Raw genomic sequence first — 17,107 nt, forward strand, 5'->3', positions numbered from 1 at the left:
CCATGCAGTTCGGACGCACCTACGAGGAGTTCGAGGTCGGGGCGACGTACAAGCACTGGCCGGGCAAGACGGTCACGGAGTACGACGATCACCTGTTCTGCCTCCTCACCATGAACCACCACCCGCTCCACATGGACGCCAACTACGCCGAGAACACGACGGACTTCGGCAAGAACGTCGTGGTCGGGAACTACATCTACTCGCTGCTGCTCGGCATGTCCGTGCCCGACATCTCCGGCAAGGCGATCGCCAACCTGGAGATCGAGTCGCTCAAGCACGTGGCGCCGACCTTCCACGGCGACACGATCTACGGCGAGACGACCGTGCTGGACAAGTGGCCGTCGAAGTCGAAGAACGACCGCGGCATCGTCCACGTCGAGACCAAGGGCTACAAGCAGGACGGCACCCTGGTGTGCGTGTTCCGCCGCAAGGTCATGGTGCCGACCGAGACGTACATCAAGGAGCGCGGCGGCGAGCAGCCGGGCCGCCCCGAGCTGAAGCAGCAGGAGAAGTAGTCATGGCCCGCCTCGCCCAGACCGCCGGTCTCACCGACGTCCAGCAGGAGATCCTCTCCACCGTCCGGGACTTCGTCGACAAGGAGATCATCCCGGTCGCCACCGAGCTGGAGCACCGCGACGAGTACCCGCAAGCGATCGTCGACGGCCTGAAGGAATTGGGCCTGTTCGGCCTGATGATCCCCGAGGAGTACGGGGGCCTGGGCGAGTCACTCCTGACGTACGCGCTGTGCGTGGAGGAGATCGCCCGCGGGTGGATGTCGGTGTCCGGCATCATCAACACCCACTTCATCGTGGCGTACATGCTCAAGCAGCACGGCACGCAGGAGCAGAAGGACTATTTCCTGCCGAAGATGGCCGCCGGCGACATCCGCGGCGCGTTCTCGATGTCGGAGCCGGGCCTGGGCTCCGATGTGTCGGCCATCACGTCGAAGGCGGTCAGGGACGGCGACGCGTACGTCCTGAACGGCCAGAAGATGTGGCTGACGAACGGCGGAACGTCCTCGCTGGTCGCCGTCCTGGTCAGAAGTGACGAAGGTCACCCCGAAGGCACCGCGCCCCACAAGTCGATGACCACCTTCCTGGTCGAGAAGGAGCCCGGCTTCGGTGAGGTCCGCCCCGGACTGACCATCCCGGGCAAGATCGAGAAGATGGGCTACAAGGGCGTCGACACCACCGAGCTCATCATGGACGGCCTGCGGATTCCCGCCGACCGGGTGCTCGGCGGGGTCACCGGCCGGGGCTTCTACCAGATGATGGACGGCGTGGAGGTCGGCCGGGTCAACGTGGCGGCGCGTGGCTGCGGCGTCGCTCAGCGTGCCTTCGAGCTCGGCGTCCGGTACGCGCAGCAGCGTCACACCTTCGGAAAGCCCATCGCCCAGCACCAGGCCATTCAGTTCAAGCTGGCGGAGATGGCTACCAAGGTCGAGGCCGCTCATGCGATGATGGTCAATGCAGCACGCAAAAAGGATTCCGGGGAACGAAACGACCTCGAGGCCGGTATGGCGAAGTACCTGGCCTCCGAGTACTGCAAAGAGGTCGTGGAGGACGCCTTCCGGATCCACGGCGGCTACGGCTTCTCCAAGGAGTACGAGATCGAGCGCCTCTACCGTGAGGCTCCGATGCTGCTGATCGGTGAAGGTACCGCCGAGATCCAGAAAATGATCATCGGCCGGAGACTGCTCGAAGAGTATCGATTCCAGGGCTAGATGTCCGGATACGGGGTGTTTTCTTGGAGAACAAGATCACACCCCGTCAGCGCTCTTCGGCCGCCGACTCGGCTTCCTGGCTTACCCAGTTGCGGCCCGGAGCCGCTACGATCGCCGGAAAGCCGCCGTCCCCCGCCGAAGCGCGGCATCATCCGCTACGAAGGTCATCCATGCCCCACAGCCAAACCTCTGCACCTCGCGACAGCCGAGTCGGCGTACGCCTCGCGCGCGGAGCATCGCCGTGGCTCCTCCCGACCGTCGCCACCGCAGCCGTCAGCCTGGTCCGCGCCCGCCGCTCGGGTGCCGCCAAGGCCGTCGCCGTTCCCGCCACCGCGCTGGCAGCGGGGATGCTGTGGTTCTTCCGCGACCCCGAGCGTGAGATCGCCCAGGGCCGGGTCATCTCGCCGGCCGACGGTGTGGTGCAGAGCATCATGCCGTGGAAGGACGGGCGGACCCGCGTCGCGATCTTCATGAGCCCGCTCAACGTGCACGTCAACCGCGCGCCGCTGGCCGGCACGGTCACGTCCGTGGAGCACATCCCGGGCGGCTTCGTTCCCGCTTTCAACAAGGAGAGCGAGAACAACGAGCGGGTCGTCTGGCACTTCGACACCGAGCTCGGTGACATCGAGATGATCCAGATCGCCGGCGCGGTGGCCCGCCGCATCGTCCCGTACGTGCCGCAGGGCACCAAGGTCGAGCAGGGCGAGCGGATCGGCCTGATCCGGTTCGGCTCGCGCGTGGACCTGTACCTGCCCGAGGGTGTGGAGGTCGCGGTCGAGGTCGGCCAGAAGACCGTGGCTGGGGTGACTCGCATTGACCGTGATTGATCCGGACACCAAGGCCGGCTGGGTGCCGGAGGCCGACGAGGTGGACGAAGAGGAGGAGATGCCGCTGTCGCTGCGCCTGTCGATAGCGGACACTCTGACTCTCGGCAACGCCACGTGCGGCTTCATGGCGGTGTACTTCACCACCACGGGCATCCTCATCCCGCACCTCTCGGGCGACGACCTGGGCATGGCCCGCAACAGCGCGGCCACGGCCGTCATACTGATGCTGTGCGCGGCTGTCTTCGACCTGTTCGACGGCCTCGTCGCCCGCAAACTGCGGTCGTCGCCGATGGGTGCGGAGCTGGACAATCTCTCCGATCTGATCAGCTTCGGTCTGGCGCCTGCGTACTTCGTGCTCGTGTACGGCATGGTCGCGAGGGACGCGCATGAGCGGGTCGCGGCGGTGGGCGCGATCGTTGTGCTCTTGGCGGTGGTGCTGCGGCTTGCCCGCTTCTCGTGCGTCACCGTGAAGGACGGCACCTTCCAGGGCATGCCCTCGCCATTCGGTGCGCTCACGGTCGTCTCGATCGTGCTGCTCGAGCTGCCGTTCGAGGCGACACTGCTGGCGGTCGTCGGTACCGCCTGGCTGATGGTGAGCCGGGTCGAGTACCCGAAGCCGCGGGGCATCCTCGCGGTGGCGGTGCTCGCCTGGATCGTGTCGGCCATGGGCATGCTGGCGGCGTGGGCGTTCGACGCGCCGGGCGGTCAGGTGCTGCTGCAGACGGGCTGCGCGCTGCAGATCGTCATGGCGGCGACGATCCCACTGTTCGCCACGGCGCGCCGGGTGAACACCTTCCGCGGAAACCGGCGGGAAAGCCGCGAGGCGCGGGCGGCGCAGGTCCCGTAGCTCGGCTTGTCACGTCGCCCGAGGGGCCCGGACCGAATCGCGATTCGGTCCGGGCCCCTCGGGTTTTCCCGCGGCAGCACCTTCATTGCCCTACCGGTCCGGCCGGAGCCGCTCGTACACCGTCACCCGCCGCCCGCGGACCTGCTTGTCCGCCACCGCGGTGAAGCACTTCTGCAGGACGGCGATCTTCTCCCTGTCCCTTTCTGCCGACACCGGCCGGGCCACCTCGGGCGTATCGGTGATCAGCATGATCCGCCGCTGCGCCAGCATCGCGGTCCGTATGCGCTCCGGGCTCGCCTCCTCCCCCTTCAGCGTCCCGGACGCAAAAGGACTCTCCACCAGCGCGATGTCCCGCAGACCGGCGAACGCGGTGGGGGACACCAGTGCGGTGTCGCGGCGGGCCGCCGGGACGAAGACCACCGCGTCGCCGTCCTTCTTGAGCAGTCGCACGTCCGCCGCCACCGCCAGGACATCGTCCACACGGCTGGCCGGGGACCGTTTGGCCAGCGATTGCGGCCACAGTGCGATCACGGCCACGGCGACCAGGGCCGGCACGAGGCATCGTGACACCCGAGGGAACCGCGGCTTGATCATCCGTACCACCGCACCCAGTGCCGCGCCGATCAGCAGGGCCAGACCCAGCATGCTGAACAGGACATAACGGTCCAGGAAGAGCGGCTTGACCAGGGACAGGCCGATCAGGCCGATCTGCGGCGCGGCCAGCAACGGCAGGCCGACGGCTGCCAGCGACAGTCGGCCTGCCCGTGGCCGGTCCAGAAGGGCCCCGAGAGCTCCGATGGCCAGCACGATCGCCGGGCCGATCAGCATGTGCCAGGTCAGCGGTGGGATCCAGGACACCTGCCGGGACTGGGTCAGGGTGAACAGGATCATCGGCAGGGCGGCTGCCACGGCGGCCGTGACGGCCGCCGCCCAGCGGATCCATGTCCCGCGCCCGGTTCTCGTCCAGGCCAGAGTCGCCGCGTGCGCGGGCAGTATCAGCAGCGACAGCCAGTTGAGCAGCGCGCACAGCAGGACCGTGCCGCCGTACGCCGCCCAGTGCGTTTTCCGGTCGCGTCCCTGCAACGCGGTGGTCAGCAGCAGTGTGGAGATGCCGGCTCCTGCCGCGACCAGTGCGTACGGGCGTCCCTCCTGCAGGTAGAACTGCACGGCGGGCAGCAGCCCGAACACCAGGCCTCCCGCCAGGCCCGCCCAGCCGCCGGCCAGCCGGTGACCGATGACCGTCACACACGCCGCCGCCACCGCCGTGGCCAGCACGGAGGGCAGGCGCAGTGTCGTGATGCCGGCCCCGAAGCATGCGAAGAGCCCGTGCATCAGCAGGTAGTAGAGGCCGTGCACGGCGTCTACCTGCCCCAGCATGTGCCAGATGTCGGCGACGGGCCGCCGGGCCACCTGCCAGGTCGCGGCTTCGTCCCGCCACACGCTGTGCTGCCGGGACAGCCCCCACAGGCCCAGGGCTAGGGTCCACAGCACTGGTATCAGCCAGACGGGCAGGCGGCACCGCAGGGTGGTCATGTGGCAGCTCATGGAGTCGTTCAGGTCCTCGGGGTGTGGCGGAGCCGGCCGAAGCCGGCCTCGGGCGTCTGCTGAGACGCCCGAGGCGGGCCGATGACCGGCACGCGGGCAGAGCGCCCAGGCCGGCGGGAGTGAGGTCGGCTGGCGACGCGTGCGGGAGACGCTCACATCGGGATGGCCTCAGGTGCCGGGCCTCGCAGGCGGAACCGGATGGTCGGGCCGAGCCGGACGTGGCACCTAGGCTCGCCAGTCGCGTGCCTGTCGCCCGGCGATCCGAGCAGCCCACAGCCCCATCACGACGGACACGGCGAGCACTACGCTGACGGCGGTCGCCATGAGACCGCCGGGGACGAAGTACGCCATTCCTGGCCGGGCGACCGGTCGTGCGGTCCAGGCGGCGACGACGCACCCCGCCAGTGCGGCGAGCGCGAGCGGCGCGACGATCGCCCAGGCCGCGCTGCTGCGAAAGACGCGGTATCCGCCGGTCAACACGGTCAGCGGCGCCAGCGCCCGGCCCTGGCGCAGGAACTCGGCCTTGCCGGTGAGGCCGATGGCGAGCACGAGGATTGCCGTCCCCAGCACCCCGAAGAGCCGGATCCACCGGCCCTGGTCCCGGTCCGGGATGCCGTCCGCCAGCCACTCCTCGCCGGGAAAACGGACCTGGGCCCCGCGGGGATAAGCCAGGTAGGAGGCTTCCTTGAGGGCCGCGACGGCAGGGACGCCGCCATCGGCCCTCACCACCGCCAGGGTGTTGGTGCTGTGCACGGTCTGCTTGGCCAGCTCGGCCTGGTCGGCGCGCACCACCTTCAGATAGGTGCCGCCTTCCGTGTTCCAGTCGAGCAGTTGCTGCAAGCGCCGATCGAGAGCGGCATCGACGCGGGACGGTGCGGGCGAACACGGCAGCCGAAGGCTCTCCAGAGCCACGCATCCTCCGCTGACCGTGATGGGGCCGTCACCGGCGGTGCGGGGAGGCGCGATGACGACGGGCACATGGCCCTCGGGGAGGAGCTCGAGGTAGGCGGCGGCCTCCCGGGTGGAGACCGTCCCCCTGGGGCCGATTTCGGCCACCGTCCTGTCGGTGGCGCTGAGGATCTCCTCCATTTCGGCGTGGTAGGTCCCGAACATCGCCTGCCAGGCGAGGGCCTGCGCGAAGACGATCAGCGCAACCGTGACACCAGTGACCAGGCGGGCCGTAGCCGCCGGGTAGTGGCTGATGCGGCGGCCCGCGATCAGCGCACCGGCCCACCCCCGCTGTCGCCCGGTCCGCTCCAGGCCTTCCCCGAGCTTGGCCACGACGACGGCCACTGCGGCCGGCAGGGTGAGTACGACGAGGGCGAGGCCGATCCAGCTGATCCATGCCCGGTACTGCGTGCTGTCGCCGGCCAGTTCCGGACCGCGGCCGGCGAGCAGGATCGCGGGCGCACAGAGCATCGCGAGGTACCGCTGTCGGCGCGACCTGCTCGCGTGGGCGGGTCGGGGCCCCTTGGCCCGGCTGGACAGCTGATCACTGATGACGGCAAGGGCCAGCGCCGTCACGATGACCGCCACCGGAGTCAGCAGCACCGGCCAGCCATGCTGACGCACGTCGGCCGACGACGTCAGGTAGCCGACGAGCGGGATCCGGACGTCTACGAACGCGGCCACGGCGAAGAACGGGAGCGAGGCGAGGGCTCCCCACGTCACCGGTCGCATCGCCTCGCCCGCGGCGATCAGGGCGCGGTCGCGCCTCAGCCCGCCCAGGGCGTCGACCAGTGCGGCTCTGCGGTCACGGCCATGCGTCCCGGCACGGAGTGCGGTGGCCAGGAGCACGAGAGACGGTACGAGCAGCAGGCCGACGACGAGGCCCTGGAACATCCACTCGGGCTTGTCGTTGTCGCGCCCCGTTCCCGGCTCCAGGCCTTCAGCCGGCGTGCCTGCCTCCGGCCCGAAACCGACCACGGCCTCGATCGGCGCCTCGGCCTTCATGCCCTGGGCGGGACGGACGTAGGCGAGCCACTCTCCAGGGTCGTCCAGCCCCTCCTGCCCGACCGTGCCCGAGAGCTTTCCGTACCGGTCGGCGATTCCCTCCGCGGCGCCGGCTTTCAGCAGACCGGGGGACAGAACGGCCTCACCCGGTCCCGGCCAGCGATCCACCCCCGGAGGCAGTGGGGCATTCGGCGTGTGCGGCGCGATGAATACGACGGTGTAGATCCGCTGGCCCTTCAGCGCGTCCGAGCCGACCAGCCACAACGTGGCCCGGGTGGCCTGTGATCGCTCTGTCGGCCCGACCGGAGTCCTGGCGTCACGCCGCAGCTCCTTGCCGACGTAGTGGGCGTGCACCATCGCCATCAGGCCCAGGCACAGTGCGACAGCGAGCGCCGACAGCGCCAGGGCCGCGGCCCTGGTTCCGGCCCCCTCCGAGCGCCGGCCCGCGTCGCGCCCTATGCGCAGCAGCCGAAGTGACAAGCCGCCGTGTCCGGCCCCGCTCACGCCTCCACCGCCTCCCGCGCCCGGGCAGGAACCAGCAGGCCGGCCTCAAGACGCAGCACCCGGTCCGCTCGTGCCGCAACCTCGACGTCGTGCGTCACCAGCACCAGCCCGCACGCGCGCCGCCGAGGGAGGCCGAAGAGCAGTTCCGCGATGCGGGCGGTGGCGTCAGGGTCGAGGGAGCCAGTGGGCTCGTCGGCCAGAATCAGCTCGGGAGAGTTGATCAACGCACGAGCCACAGCTGTCCGCTGACGCTCTCCCCCGGAGAGTTCCTCCGTCGTCTCCGCCGGGGGAACGCGTAGTTCGTCGAGCAGTTCCTGCGCCTGGCGGTACCCGCCGACGCGGTCGGAGCGCGACAACAGCGCCGCCAGTGCCACGTTGTCCAGCGGGCTGAGTTCGGGCAGCAGCTCCCCGAACTGGAAGACCGTGCCGATCGTCTCGCTGCGCAGCTTGGCGATCTGCTTGCCCCGCAGCCTCGTCACGTCCGCACCGGCCACCCTGATGCTTCCGCCGTGCGGCGTGACCAGACCGAGGATCGACGAGAGCAGCGTGCTCTTGCCCGAGCCGCTCGGCCCCGTGATCGCCACTGACTCGCCGGCGCTGACACGGAGCTGCAGACCGTTGAACAGGGTTCGGTCCCGGACCGAGTAGGTCAGATCCTGAATGTCGAGTACGGGGCCGGGCGCGGGCCCGGTGTCGGAGTTGCTCACGTGATGTGCCCTCGGATAGCTGTTGCCGCGTCACCGTGCGACGTCGCGGTGGCGCTGCGGGGCAGAGGCGGCCCCCCTGTCCCGCGGATGACGGGCTCTTCCGGTGAGCGTGAAACAGCGCCCCCGAGAATCGTCCCCCGTTGCGCGAGAGAGGTCAGCCCCTCGCGATCGTTGCCGATATTAGGCCAAGGCGATCGGCGGACAAAAGGAAAAACCAAGCTCCTCGGCACGTTCACGTTGCGTCACAAAGACAAATCGGGCCCAAGGACGCCTGAACCCTTATTTCATTGAGGGATCGGCACGACCGGCCAAGAGGAACGCCGAGTGCCGGACATCGACGCCATATGACGCACGTCACATAGTGGAGAAGGCGTGCCGCACTTCAACGCTCCTTCCCGGCAACGAGGTTGCCAGCCTGGCCGTACGAAGGTAGGTAAATCCCCTTACACAGCAAGGAAGTTGCGTGACCACGGAGATTCCTTCCCTCCCCGGCCGAAGCACGCCGAGCGATGCTGCGAGCCCCGCAGGAACCGCGCTTGCCTGCCGTCGGCTTCCGCGTATGATCTTGCACTGGTCGCGAGGAAGGCCTTCTTCTCGCTTCCATGGGGGGCTCTTCAACAGAATCCGCTCGGCGTGACCTGCCTGGCGTTGCCCCGCCCATGGGTGCGTCATATCCGAAGGCCGTCTTCGTGATGACCACCAATCGCAGCCGTTGAGTTGCTGCGTCAAAGGGGAGAATCATGCAGATATCCAGGAGCGCCAAGAAGACCGCGATGGCCGTTGTCCTGCTCGGCGCCGTTGCGGGGGCATCGCCGGCCTACGCCGACGCCGGCGAAGACGTCACGTCCAGGCTCAACCACCACACGAACCCGGACATCCACATCTCTTACGCCTTCAGCTGGCAGTCGTCGGGCAACAAGAATGTCGGCGTGCGCGACGAGAGGGCGGACGGCAACCCCGTCTACTCGGAGTTCGACCGCAAGAACACCAAGGGCCTCCGCCTCTGGAACACCAAGGGCCAGGGAGAGACCACGTACAGCGACTCCTCCACGACCAACTACGTCGTGAAGGTCACCGCTTGCGTGCAGTACGACGGAACCCCGGACAAGTGCGGGCCGGACGACCGGCCCGGCGACGGACGCTGATCCCATGCCCTGTGGAGCAGATGCTGCATCCGCCCACACAGGGCATCCACGCCCCGGACAGCAACTCACCGGCGTTTGAAGGCCGTTGTTTCCTCGGCCGCCTTCGCCTCCGGACCGGGGACGACCCGAACCCGCCCGGCGCGTCGCGTCGGGTCGCGTTCACGTCCTACGTCCTGCGCCGCGTGTGCTCGTTCGGCGCGCTCACGATCGTGTCGAGGCCCGGATGCTTTCCGCATCCGGGCCTCACTCGCTGCACGCGTCGGTCCCTCACCTGCTGCCCGCGGGCGCCGGTACGGCGCGCGGGGCATCCGGGTCGAGCAGGCCCAAACGTCGCGCGTGCAGCAGGGCCGCGGTTCGCTGCGGGACGGCAGCCTCCGGCGCTGCGCCCCGCCGACGGTCAGGTCAGGAAGTCACGCGCGATCGACTCCGCCACGCGTTCCAGGAGAGGCCCCGCCTGGGCCATGGACGTCGCCGGGTCCGGTTCGAGCGCCGACAGGGCGTACGCCCGGCGGATCCCGGCCTGTCCGAGCACCGCCGGCGGCAGGGCCAGCCGTCCGCACACCGCGACGACCTCCTTGTCCGCCGCGCGGGCGGCGGCCGCGACACCCGCCGGTGCCTTGCCGTGCAGGGTCTGCTCGTCCAGGGAACCCTCCCCGGTGATGACCAGGTCCGCGCGCTCCAGCGCCGAGGCGAAGCCCAGCACGTCCAGCATCACCTCGATGCCGGGCCGGAAGCGGGCACCGACCAGCAGCGCGCCGTATCCGATGCCGCCCGCCGCGCCCGCGCCCGGCGAGGCGGCGTACTCCGCCGCCCGGGAACCGACGGAGTCCTCCAGCACCCTCGCGTAGTGGGCCAGCGCCGCGTCCAGCGTCGCCACGTCGTCCGGGGTGGCCCCCTTCTGCGGGCCGTACACCGCGGGGGCGCCCTTCGGCCCGGTCAGCGGGTTGTCGACGTCGCTGGCGAGGATCAGCTCGACCGAGGCCAGGCGCGGATCAAGGCCCGACAGGTCCGCCGAGGCCAGCGCGGCGAGGCCCCCGCCGCCCGGCGCCACCGGCTCCCCGTCCGCGCCCAGGAAGCGGGCGCCCAGCGCGGTCAGCATGCCCGCGCCGCCGTCCGTGGTCGCGCTGCCGCCGACGCCGAACACGATCGTCCGCGCCCCGGCGTCCAGCGCGGCGCGCAGCAGCTCCCCGGAGCCGTACGTGGAGGCCGTGAGCGGTGCGAAGACCCCGGCCGGCAGCCGCTGCAGCCCGCTGGCCTCGGCCATCTCGACCACCGCGGTGCCCTCGCGCAGCGCGAACGCCGCCGTCACCTCGTCACCGAGCGGCCCGACGACCCGTACCTCCCGGCGCTCGAACCCGGCCGCGACCGCCGCGGCCACGGTCCCGTCGCCTCCGTCGGCCACGGGCATCGCCTCGACCCGGAGGCCCGGCACGACCCGGCGCAGCCCGGCCGTCACCCGTTCGGCGACCTGCACGGCCGTCAGCGACCCCTTGAACTTGTCCGCGGCGATGAGCACCCGCTGTGTCACCTGATTTCCCCTCGCTCTCCGGGCCTCGCGCACGTCAAGGCCAGTCGCGCCGCTGTGACCTTAGCCGGAGGACGCACCCGGCGTCATGCCCCCGCCCAGCCCGTGGACCGGCCCGGGAGCCACCGCCACGTGCCGGCGGAGCGCGCCCGGGGTAGACCGGAGCTATGACCGCTGTGGCCACCGACGTCGAGCTCGCCGACCGCATCCTCGGAGGCTGGCTCGGCCGGATCGCGGGCAACATGCTCGGCAAGCCGGTCGAGCAGGGCGAGGTGTGGACCCGCGACCGTATCGACCGCTATCTGCGCCGGGCCGCCGCCCTTCCCCTCACCGACTACTTCCCCGAGCCGCCCGGCGAGGAGGACGGCCTCGACCTGCGCCCGGAGTGGCGCTCCTGTGTCCGCGGCCGCGTCCACGGCAGCTGCCGCGACGACGACATCGACTACGCCGTCCTCGGCCTGCACCTGCTGGAGACGCACGGTTTCGGCTTCAGCACCGAGCAGGTCGGCGACCTGTGGCTGCTGCGGCTGCCGTTCCTGCAGACGTTCACGGCGGAGCGGGCCGCGTACCGGAACCTCGCCAATGGCCTCAAGCCGCCGCTGACGGCGACGTACGACAACCCCTACCAGGAGTGGATCGGTGCCCTGATCCGCGCCGACGTCTACGGCTGGACCTGCCCCGGCGATCCGCGTCGCGCCGCCGCGCTGGCCCGCCGGGACGCGGTGCTGTCCCACACCGGCAACGGCGTGTACGGCGCGATGTGGGCGGCGGCGCTGGTCTCGGCCGCGTTCACCGCGCCCACCGTCCGGCACGCCCTGGACACGGCGCTGACCGTCGTCCCGGCGAGCAGCCGCCTCGCCCGCACCGTACGCCGGGTCGCCTCCCTGCACGACACCCGGATGACCTGGGAGGACACACTCGCCACGGTCTCGGCGGAGACCGCCGGGCTCGGCTGGATCCACACCGTCCCCAACGCCGCCGTGCTCACCGCCGGGCTGTTGTACGGCGACGGCGACTTCACCCGCACCATCGCCCTCACCGTCCGCGGCGGCCTGGACACCGACTCCAACGGCGCGACGGCGGGCTCGGTGGCAGGCGTGCTCACCGGGGCGTCGGCGATCCCCGGTCAGTGGAAGGATCCGCTGGAGGACACCGTACGCAGCGCGGTCTTCGGCTTCGACGGCGTACGGATCAGCGAGCTGGCACGGCGGACCCTGCGGCTGGCCGAGGCGACGGCCTGACCGGCCGGTGCGCGGTGGCCCGGCGCGTGCGCCCGCTCGGCGGGGTCCTCCCCCGCACGCCCCCGTGCGCCCGCCCGGACGGGCACCGGGCCCGCGGCGCGGCTCCGGCCCGCCGTTACCCTTCCTGCATGACCGCCCCTGAGGACACCCAGGACTTCGCCGCGTACATCGCCTCCCTGCCCCGTGTGCTCGCCGGTGCCGCGGCCCTCTTCCGGGACGCCGAGGGCCGGGTGCTGCTGGTGGAGCCCAACTACCGGGAGGGCTGGGCGCTGCCCGGTGGCACGATCGAGTCCGACGACGGTGAGACCCCGAGGCAGGGCGCGCGGCGTGAGACGGCGGAGGAGATCGGCCTCGACCGGCAGCCGGGCCGGCTCCTCGCGGTGGACTGGGTGCACGGCCCGGGCCGGCCGCCGCTGGTGGCGTACCTGTACGACGGCGGGGTCCTCGGCGAGGGCGACTTCGCGGCGATCCGCCTGCAGGAGGAGGAGCTGCTGTCCTGGCGGCTCGTCCCGCGCGAGGAGCTGACCGGGTACCTGCCCGGCGCGCTGGGCCGCCGTGTGCTGGCCGCTCTCGACGTGCTGGCGGACGGCTCGGGGACGGCCGAACTGGAAAACGGCCGCCGCGTGGACTGACAGGCGCCGGTTCAGCCGTCGGAGTCGCGGGGTTTGACGTCCACCTCGCGCAGCGCCTCGTCGCGGGCGGCCACGCGGGCCTCGGTCCGGTGACCGCGCTCGATGTAGTCGCGCAGGACGAGGTGGACGGCGTCCTGGGGGGTGCCGACGCCCGCGAGCACCATGGCTTCCACGACGAGATCGGCATCGAGCGAGACGGTGACCTTGGCCATGGGCGGAGCCTAACACCGGGCGAGCAGCGCGATATCCGTTCGCCCCGCCCGGCCGGCCCGGCCTACCCTCGGCTGCATGAGCAAGCCCCTCGTCGCCCTCCTCAGCGGCGCCGGCATCTCCACCGACTCCGGCATCCCGGACTACCGCGGACCGAACGGACTGTGGCGGCGGGACCCGGAGGCCGAGAAGCTCGTGACGTACACGTACTACATGGGCGATCCGGAGATCCGCCGCCGCTCCTGGCGGATGCGGCGCAAGAACCGGACGCTTCAGGCACAGCCCAACGCGGCGCACCGGGCGGTGGCAGAACTGGAGCGGTCCGGGGTGCCGGTGCGCGTCATCACGCAGAACGTGGACGGGCTGCACCAGCTCGCCGGGATGCCCGCCCGCAAGGTGCTCGAACTGCACGGCACCGCGCGCGGTGTCGTGTGCACCACGTGCCACGCGCGCGGCCCGATGGAGGAGGCGCTCGCGCGGGTCGAGGCCGGCGAGGAGGACCCGCCGTGTCTGGACTGCGGCGGCATCCTGAAGTCGGCCACCGTCATGTTCGGCGAGCGCCTCGACCCCGTCGTCCTCGGCGAGGCCCTCGCCATCAGCAAGGCGTGCCAGGTCTTCATCGCCGTGGGCACCAGCCTCCAGGTCCAGCCCGCCGCCGGTCTCGCCGGGGTCGCCGCCGACCACGGAGCGCGGCTGATCATCGTCAACGCCGAGCCGACGCCGTACGACGACCGCGCCGACGAGGTCGTGCGGGAGCCGATCGGCACGGCGCTGCCCGCGCTGCTGGGCCGCATCCAGGAGACCGGCGCCTGAAGCGGGCCGGCGCGCGGTTCACCGTGACGGGCCGGTCCGCAGTTCCCGCAGGCGGTCGAGGGCGTCCCGGGCCTCGTTCCGCTCCCCCGCCGTGAGCGGGAGCGCCACGGCCCGGGCGAGCGCGGACCGGGCCGTCTCCTCGTCGCCGAGACGCCCGGCGACGTCCGCGCGCAGGACGAGCAGGCGCAGCAGGTGAACGCGTGTGGGTCGCTCGTCCTCCAGGCTCAGGACGCGGTCGATGGTTTTGGCGGCGGCTGCCGGGTCCTCCTTGGAGTCCGCGAGGAGCGAGGCGTGGTGCAGGGCCCGCGCGAAGGTCTCCCGGGGTGCGGGCGGGTGGTGCGCCTCGCCGCCCGTGCGGCGGCCGACGCGGACACAGTTGCCGCCCGGGTCGGTCATGAGGAACTGCCGCACGCCGTACGACATGTCCTTCAGCGGCCCGATGCGCGGCAGCCCGCGGGTCGGGACGCGCCCGTAGCCCGCCTTGAGCCCGGCGCGGAACGCCTCGTACAGCCCGTCGACATCATCGGTCAGGACGTAGCACGTACTGATCGACTCGGCCGGTTCGTAGTGCTTCATCGCGAAGAACTGGAGCTCTGTGCCGCCGCGTTCGACGACCGCGTAGGGATTGGGACTGCGCTGCTGGAACGTCACCTCGAACCCCAGGGCCGTGTAGAAGGCGAGCACGGGCTGCAGCGTGCGGCACGGAAGGATCGGGATGGTCTTTTCGCTGTCCATGCCGCCAATGTAGTCAAAATTGATTAGCACAGGGGCGGGTTGGCGGATCCGGCTCCCCGCTCGAAGTGCAGCAGGCGCCGTTTGCGGTCCAGGCCGCCGCCGTAGCCGGTGAGGCTGCCGTCGGCGCCGACGACCCGGTGGCAGGGGACGATGATCCCGACCGGGTTGCGCCCGTTGGCGAGCCCGACCGCGCGGGAGGCGGCGGGATTGCCGAGGGCGTCCGCGAGGTGGCCGTACGAGCGGGTCTCGCCGTAGGGGATGCGGCGCAGCTCCTGCCAGACACGGCGCTGGAACGGGGTGCCCGCCAGCCGGAGGTCGAGGGTGAACTCCCTCAACTCGCCCGCGAAGTAGGCCCGGAGCTGTTCGACGGCTGCCGCGAAGGGGGTGTCGTCGGGGTCGCCGAAGCTCTCCTCGGGTGGGCGGTGGCGCTGGTCGGTCATGTAGAGGCCGCACAGAACGCCGTCGTCGGCGACGAGGGTGAGGGGGCCGTAGGGGCTGTCGATCACGGTGTGCTGCTTCATGAAACGTCCTTGTACGTCCTCGTACGTCGTCTGTCCCTGTGCGCCCTGTGGGCGCTGTGGTCGCTGTGGGCCCTTGTGCGGGCTCATGGGGGGAGGAAGTTGATCGGGTGGCTGTCGGTCGCCCACAGGTACTGGACCGCGTAGGCCCGCCAGGGGCGCCAGGCCGCCGCGCGGGCGGTGAGCGCGGCGGGCGTGGACGGCAGGCCCAGTTCGCGGGCGGCGCGGCGGATACCGAGGTCGGTGGGGAGGAAGGCGTCGGGGTCGCCGAGGGCGCGCATGGCGATGACGTCGGCCGTCCAGGGGCCGAAGCCGGGCAGAGACAGGAGCGTGGCACGGGTGCGGGGCCAGTCGCTCTCCACGCCCAGGCCGAGGGAGCCGTCGGCGAGGTGGCCGACCAGGGTGGCGAGGGTCGTGCGGCGGGTGCGGGGCATCGCCAGCGTGTCGGGGTCGAGGGCCGCCAGGGCCTCGGCGGACGGGAAGAGATGGGTGAGGCCGCCCTCGGGGTCGTCGACCGGTTCCCCGTGCGCGGTGACCAGGCGGGCCGCGTGGGTGCGGGCGGCGGCCGTGGAGACCTGCTGGCCGAGCACGGCCCGGATCGCGAACTCGGCCTCGTCGACCGTACGGGGCACCCGTCGGCCCGGCGCCTTGTCGACCAGGGGCGCGAGGACCGGGTCCGTGCGCAACTGGTCGTCCACCGCCACCGGGTCGGCGTCCAGGTCGAGCAGGCGGCGGCAGCGGCTGATGGCGACGGGCAGATCGCGCAGGTCGCTGAGGGTGAGCCGGCAGCCGATGTGGTCGGGCCGCGGAGTCAGGGCCACGATGCCGTGGCCGTACGGCAGCCGAAGTGTGCGCCGGTAGGCGCCGTCCCGCCACTCCTCCACGCCGGGTACGGCGGTGGCGACGAGGTGGCCGAAGAGGTTGTCGGGGTTGAGGGGGGCGCGGAACGGCAGCCGCAGCGTCAGGGCGCCCGGGGCCGCCGCGGTGTTCTTCGGGGCCCGGGCCCGCAAATCGCTCGGGGAGAGCGCGAAGACCTCGCGGACGGTGTCGTTGAAGGTGCGGATCGAGGAGAAGCCGGCGGCGAAGGCGATCCGGGCCATCGGCAGGGTCGTCGTCTCGACGAGCAGCCGCGCGGTCTGGGCGCGCTGGGCGCGGGCGAGCGCGAGCGGGCCCGCGCCCAGCTCGGCGAGCAGCTGGCGTTCGACCTGCCGGGTGCTGTAGCCGAGCCGGGCGGCCAGACCGGGCACGCCCTCGCGGTCCACGACACCGTCGGCGATCAGCCGCATGGCACGGGCCACGAGGTCGGCGCGCTGGTTCCACTCCGGGGAGCCGGGGCTGGTGTCCGGGCGGCAGCGCTTGCAGGCCCGGAACCCGGCCTGCTGGCAGGCCGCCGCGCTGGGGTGGAACACCATGTTCTCGGGCTTGGGCGGCACCACGGGGCAGCTGGGCCGGCAGTAGATGCGGGTCGTCAGGACGGCTGTGAAGAACCATCCGTCGAACCGCGCGTCCTTGGACTGGACGGCGCGCACGCAGCGCTCCGTGTCGGTGTGCATCCCCATCTGCATGGATCCAGCATCGGCCACCGGCCACACCGCGTCCGGCGAGAATCCGACATCGACCTTCCGCGTGCTGGCACGGCCCGGATCCCCCCCGGCACCCCCGCGCCCCCAGCACCCGATTGATTTGCATGAAAGATCATTCATGTGTCTCGGGGTGACCGGTAGGATGTCTCCATGGGTCATGGAGCCGTCATCCCCGCGCAGGACGCCCCCGAGCGCGTACGCCTGGACGCCGACAACGTCGCGAAGGTCGCCACCACGCTCCAGGCTCTGTCCACCCCCTCCCGCCTGCTGATCCTGGCGCGGCTGCGCGAAGGCCCGCTGCCCGCCACGGAGTTGGCGGCGGAGGTCGGCATGGAGCAGTCGGCGTGTTCGCACCAGCTGCGGCTGCTGCGCAACCTCGGGCTCGTGGTGGGCGAGCGGCGCGGCCGGTCGGTCGTCTACGCGCTGCACGACCACCATGTCGCCGAGCTGCTCGACCAGGCCGTCTACCACGTGGAGCACCTGCGGCTGGGCATCAGCGACACCGCCGAATGAAACGTCTTGCTCCGCTCGGCCGCCGTACGGCTCGGCGACGGCCGGGAAGGGAGCCCTTCCCGGCCGTCGGGACCTGCCTGGGGCGG

At 71.2% G+C, this 17,107-nt stretch carries 17 protein-coding genes; 9 read left to right on the plus strand and 8 right to left on the minus strand.

The genetic code is table 11. The features are described 5' to 3' along the window. Positions 1 to 2 precede the first annotated feature (2 nt). The 4 genes from ACFPZJ_RS19405 (at position 3) to pssA (ending at position 3,397) form a co-directional block, all read left to right on the plus strand. Entirely contained in the window at positions 3 to 515 is a 513-nt protein-coding gene (locus ACFPZJ_RS19405) for a MaoC family dehydratase (protein ID WP_381022933.1), read from the plus strand. Between the two features lie 2 nt (positions 516 to 517). Beyond that, entirely contained in the window at positions 518 to 1,723 is a 1,206-nt protein-coding gene (locus ACFPZJ_RS19410; protein WP_381022935.1) for an acyl-CoA dehydrogenase family protein, read from the plus strand. Positions 1,724 to 1,893: 170 nt separating this feature from the next. Continuing rightward, positions 1,894 to 2,550, plus strand: a complete 657-nt coding sequence (locus tag ACFPZJ_RS19415; RefSeq protein ID WP_381022938.1) for a phosphatidylserine decarboxylase — start codon at positions 1,894 to 1,896, stop codon at positions 2,548 to 2,550. Next, a complete protein-coding gene (gene pssA, locus ACFPZJ_RS19420) occupies positions 2,537 to 3,397 on the plus strand; it encodes a CDP-diacylglycerol--serine O-phosphatidyltransferase (RefSeq protein WP_381022941.1) in 861 nt (286 codons plus the stop codon). The genes ACFPZJ_RS19415 and pssA overlap by 14 nt, the downstream gene beginning before the upstream one ends. Positions 3,398 to 3,487: 90 nt before the next feature. On the opposite strand, the gene ACFPZJ_RS19425 is transcribed toward pssA, so the two are convergent. From ACFPZJ_RS19425 to ACFPZJ_RS19435, 3 genes are all read right to left on the minus strand, one after another. Further along, positions 3,488 to 4,930 carry a glycosyltransferase family 39 protein gene (locus tag ACFPZJ_RS19425; RefSeq protein ID WP_381022944.1) on the minus strand — a complete coding sequence of 481 codons (1,443 nt, stop codon included), beginning with the start codon at positions 4,928 to 4,930 and terminating at the stop codon, positions 3,488 to 3,490. A gap of 237 nt (positions 4,931 to 5,167) precedes the next feature. Then, positions 5,168 to 7,399, minus strand: a complete 2,232-nt coding sequence (locus ACFPZJ_RS19430) for an ABC transporter permease (RefSeq protein ID WP_381022946.1) — start codon at positions 7,397 to 7,399, stop codon at positions 5,168 to 5,170. Next, positions 7,396 to 8,106, minus strand: a complete 711-nt coding sequence (locus ACFPZJ_RS19435; protein WP_381022949.1) for an ABC transporter ATP-binding protein — start codon at positions 8,104 to 8,106, stop codon at positions 7,396 to 7,398. Before ACFPZJ_RS19435 ends, ACFPZJ_RS19430 begins: the two co-directional genes overlap by 4 nt. A 740-nt stretch (positions 8,107 to 8,846) precedes the next feature. Between ACFPZJ_RS19435 and ACFPZJ_RS19440 the strand changes: the two genes are divergently transcribed. Beyond that, positions 8,847 to 9,251 (plus strand): hypothetical protein, encoded by a 405-nt coding sequence (locus ACFPZJ_RS19440; RefSeq protein WP_381022952.1) that lies wholly within the window; start codon positions 8,847 to 8,849, stop codon positions 9,249 to 9,251. Between the two features lie 397 nt (positions 9,252 to 9,648). On the opposite strand, the gene ACFPZJ_RS19445 is transcribed toward ACFPZJ_RS19440, so the two are convergent. Next, entirely contained in the window at positions 9,649 to 10,767 is a 1,119-nt protein-coding gene (locus tag ACFPZJ_RS19445) for a glycerate kinase (RefSeq protein WP_381023460.1), read from the minus strand. Positions 10,768 to 10,943: 176 nt separating this feature from the next. On the opposite strand from ACFPZJ_RS19445, the gene ACFPZJ_RS19450 reads away from it, so the two are divergent. Both ACFPZJ_RS19450 and ACFPZJ_RS19455 read left to right on the plus strand, forming a co-directional pair. Further along, complete coding sequence (locus ACFPZJ_RS19450; protein ID WP_381022954.1) at positions 10,944 to 12,017, plus strand: ADP-ribosylglycohydrolase family protein; 1,074 nt, start codon at positions 10,944 to 10,946, stop codon at positions 12,015 to 12,017. 128 nt (positions 12,018 to 12,145) lie between these two features. Then, positions 12,146 to 12,649 carry an NUDIX domain-containing protein gene (locus ACFPZJ_RS19455; RefSeq protein ID WP_381022955.1) on the plus strand — a complete coding sequence of 168 codons (504 nt, stop codon included), beginning with the start codon at positions 12,146 to 12,148 and terminating at the stop codon, positions 12,647 to 12,649. A gap of 11 nt (positions 12,650 to 12,660) precedes the next feature. Here the strand turns inward: ACFPZJ_RS19455 and ACFPZJ_RS19460 are convergent, their stop codons facing one another. Then, positions 12,661 to 12,861, minus strand: a complete 201-nt coding sequence (locus ACFPZJ_RS19460; protein WP_381022958.1) for a type II toxin-antitoxin system VapB family antitoxin — start codon at positions 12,859 to 12,861, stop codon at positions 12,661 to 12,663. 76 nt (positions 12,862 to 12,937) lie between these two features. Here ACFPZJ_RS19460 and ACFPZJ_RS19465 point away from each other — a divergent pair, with 76 nt between their 5' ends. Then, the gene (locus tag ACFPZJ_RS19465) at positions 12,938 to 13,672 is read left to right on the plus strand and encodes an SIR2 family NAD-dependent protein deacylase (RefSeq protein WP_381022961.1); all 735 of its coding nucleotides are present in this window, start codon (positions 12,938 to 12,940) and stop codon (positions 13,670 to 13,672) included. Between the two features lie 18 nt (positions 13,673 to 13,690). Here the strand turns inward: ACFPZJ_RS19465 and ACFPZJ_RS19470 are convergent, their stop codons facing one another. The 3 genes from ACFPZJ_RS19470 to ACFPZJ_RS19480 all read right to left on the minus strand — a co-directional run bounded on the left by ACFPZJ_RS19470 (position 13,691) and on the right by ACFPZJ_RS19480 (position 16,490). Further along, positions 13,691 to 14,407, minus strand: coding sequence for a bleomycin resistance protein (locus ACFPZJ_RS19470; RefSeq protein ID WP_381022964.1), 717 nt, complete (start codon positions 14,405 to 14,407; stop codon positions 13,691 to 13,693). Positions 14,408 to 14,430: 23 nt separating this feature from the next. Continuing rightward, entirely contained in the window at positions 14,431 to 14,928 is a 498-nt protein-coding gene (locus tag ACFPZJ_RS19475) for a methylated-DNA--[protein]-cysteine S-methyltransferase (RefSeq protein WP_381022966.1), read from the minus strand. Between the two features lie 83 nt (positions 14,929 to 15,011). Then, positions 15,012 to 16,490 (minus strand): AlkA N-terminal domain-containing protein, encoded by a 1,479-nt coding sequence (locus ACFPZJ_RS19480; protein WP_381022969.1) that lies wholly within the window; start codon positions 16,488 to 16,490, stop codon positions 15,012 to 15,014. 168 nt (positions 16,491 to 16,658) lie between these two features. Here ACFPZJ_RS19480 and ACFPZJ_RS19485 point away from each other — a divergent pair, with 168 nt between their 5' ends. Beyond that, positions 16,659 to 17,021 (plus strand): ArsR/SmtB family transcription factor, encoded by a 363-nt coding sequence (locus ACFPZJ_RS19485; RefSeq protein WP_381022972.1) that lies wholly within the window; start codon positions 16,659 to 16,661, stop codon positions 17,019 to 17,021. The last annotated feature ends 86 nt before the right edge of the window (positions 17,022 to 17,107 follow it).

This window comes from Streptomyces bullii, from assembly GCF_042657145.1.
Taxonomy (GTDB): Bacteria; Actinomycetota; Actinomycetes; order Streptomycetales; family Streptomycetaceae; genus Streptomyces; species Streptomyces bullii.

Excerpts from the sequence above, each read along its gene's own strand:
- ACFPZJ_RS19410 (WP_381022935.1), top strand. The coding sequence starts at position 518 with ATGGCCCGCCTCGCCCAGACCGCCGGTCTCACCGACGTCCAGCAGGAG.
- ACFPZJ_RS19485 (WP_381022972.1), top strand. The coding sequence starts at position 16,659 with ATGGGTCATGGAGCCGTCATCCCCGCGCAGGACGCCCCCGAGCGCGTA.
- ACFPZJ_RS19440 (WP_381022952.1), top strand. The coding sequence starts at position 8,847 with ATGCAGATATCCAGGAGCGCCAAGAAGACCGCGATGGCCGTTGTCCTG.
- ACFPZJ_RS19480 (WP_381022969.1), bottom strand. The coding sequence starts at position 16,490 with ATGCAGATGGGGATGCACACCGACACGGAGCGCTGCGTGCGCGCCGTC.
- ACFPZJ_RS19455 (WP_381022955.1), top strand. The coding sequence starts at position 12,146 with ATGACCGCCCCTGAGGACACCCAGGACTTCGCCGCGTACATCGCCTCC.
- ACFPZJ_RS19415 (WP_381022938.1), top strand. The coding sequence starts at position 1,894 with ATGCCCCACAGCCAAACCTCTGCACCTCGCGACAGCCGAGTCGGCGTA.
- ACFPZJ_RS19425 (WP_381022944.1), bottom strand. The coding sequence starts at position 4,930 with ATGACCACCCTGCGGTGCCGCCTGCCCGTCTGGCTGATACCAGTGCTG.
- ACFPZJ_RS19470 (WP_381022964.1), bottom strand. The coding sequence starts at position 14,407 with ATGGACAGCGAAAAGACCATCCCGATCCTTCCGTGCCGCACGCTGCAG.
- ACFPZJ_RS19460 (WP_381022958.1), bottom strand. The coding sequence starts at position 12,861 with ATGGCCAAGGTCACCGTCTCGCTCGATGCCGATCTCGTCGTGGAAGCC.
- ACFPZJ_RS19475 (WP_381022966.1), bottom strand. The coding sequence starts at position 14,928 with ATGAAGCAGCACACCGTGATCGACAGCCCCTACGGCCCCCTCACCCTC.
- ACFPZJ_RS19450 (WP_381022954.1), top strand. The coding sequence starts at position 10,944 with ATGACCGCTGTGGCCACCGACGTCGAGCTCGCCGACCGCATCCTCGGA.
- ACFPZJ_RS19405 (WP_381022933.1), top strand. The coding sequence starts at position 3 with ATGCAGTTCGGACGCACCTACGAGGAGTTCGAGGTCGGGGCGACGTAC.
- ACFPZJ_RS19465 (WP_381022961.1), top strand. The coding sequence starts at position 12,938 with ATGAGCAAGCCCCTCGTCGCCCTCCTCAGCGGCGCCGGCATCTCCACC.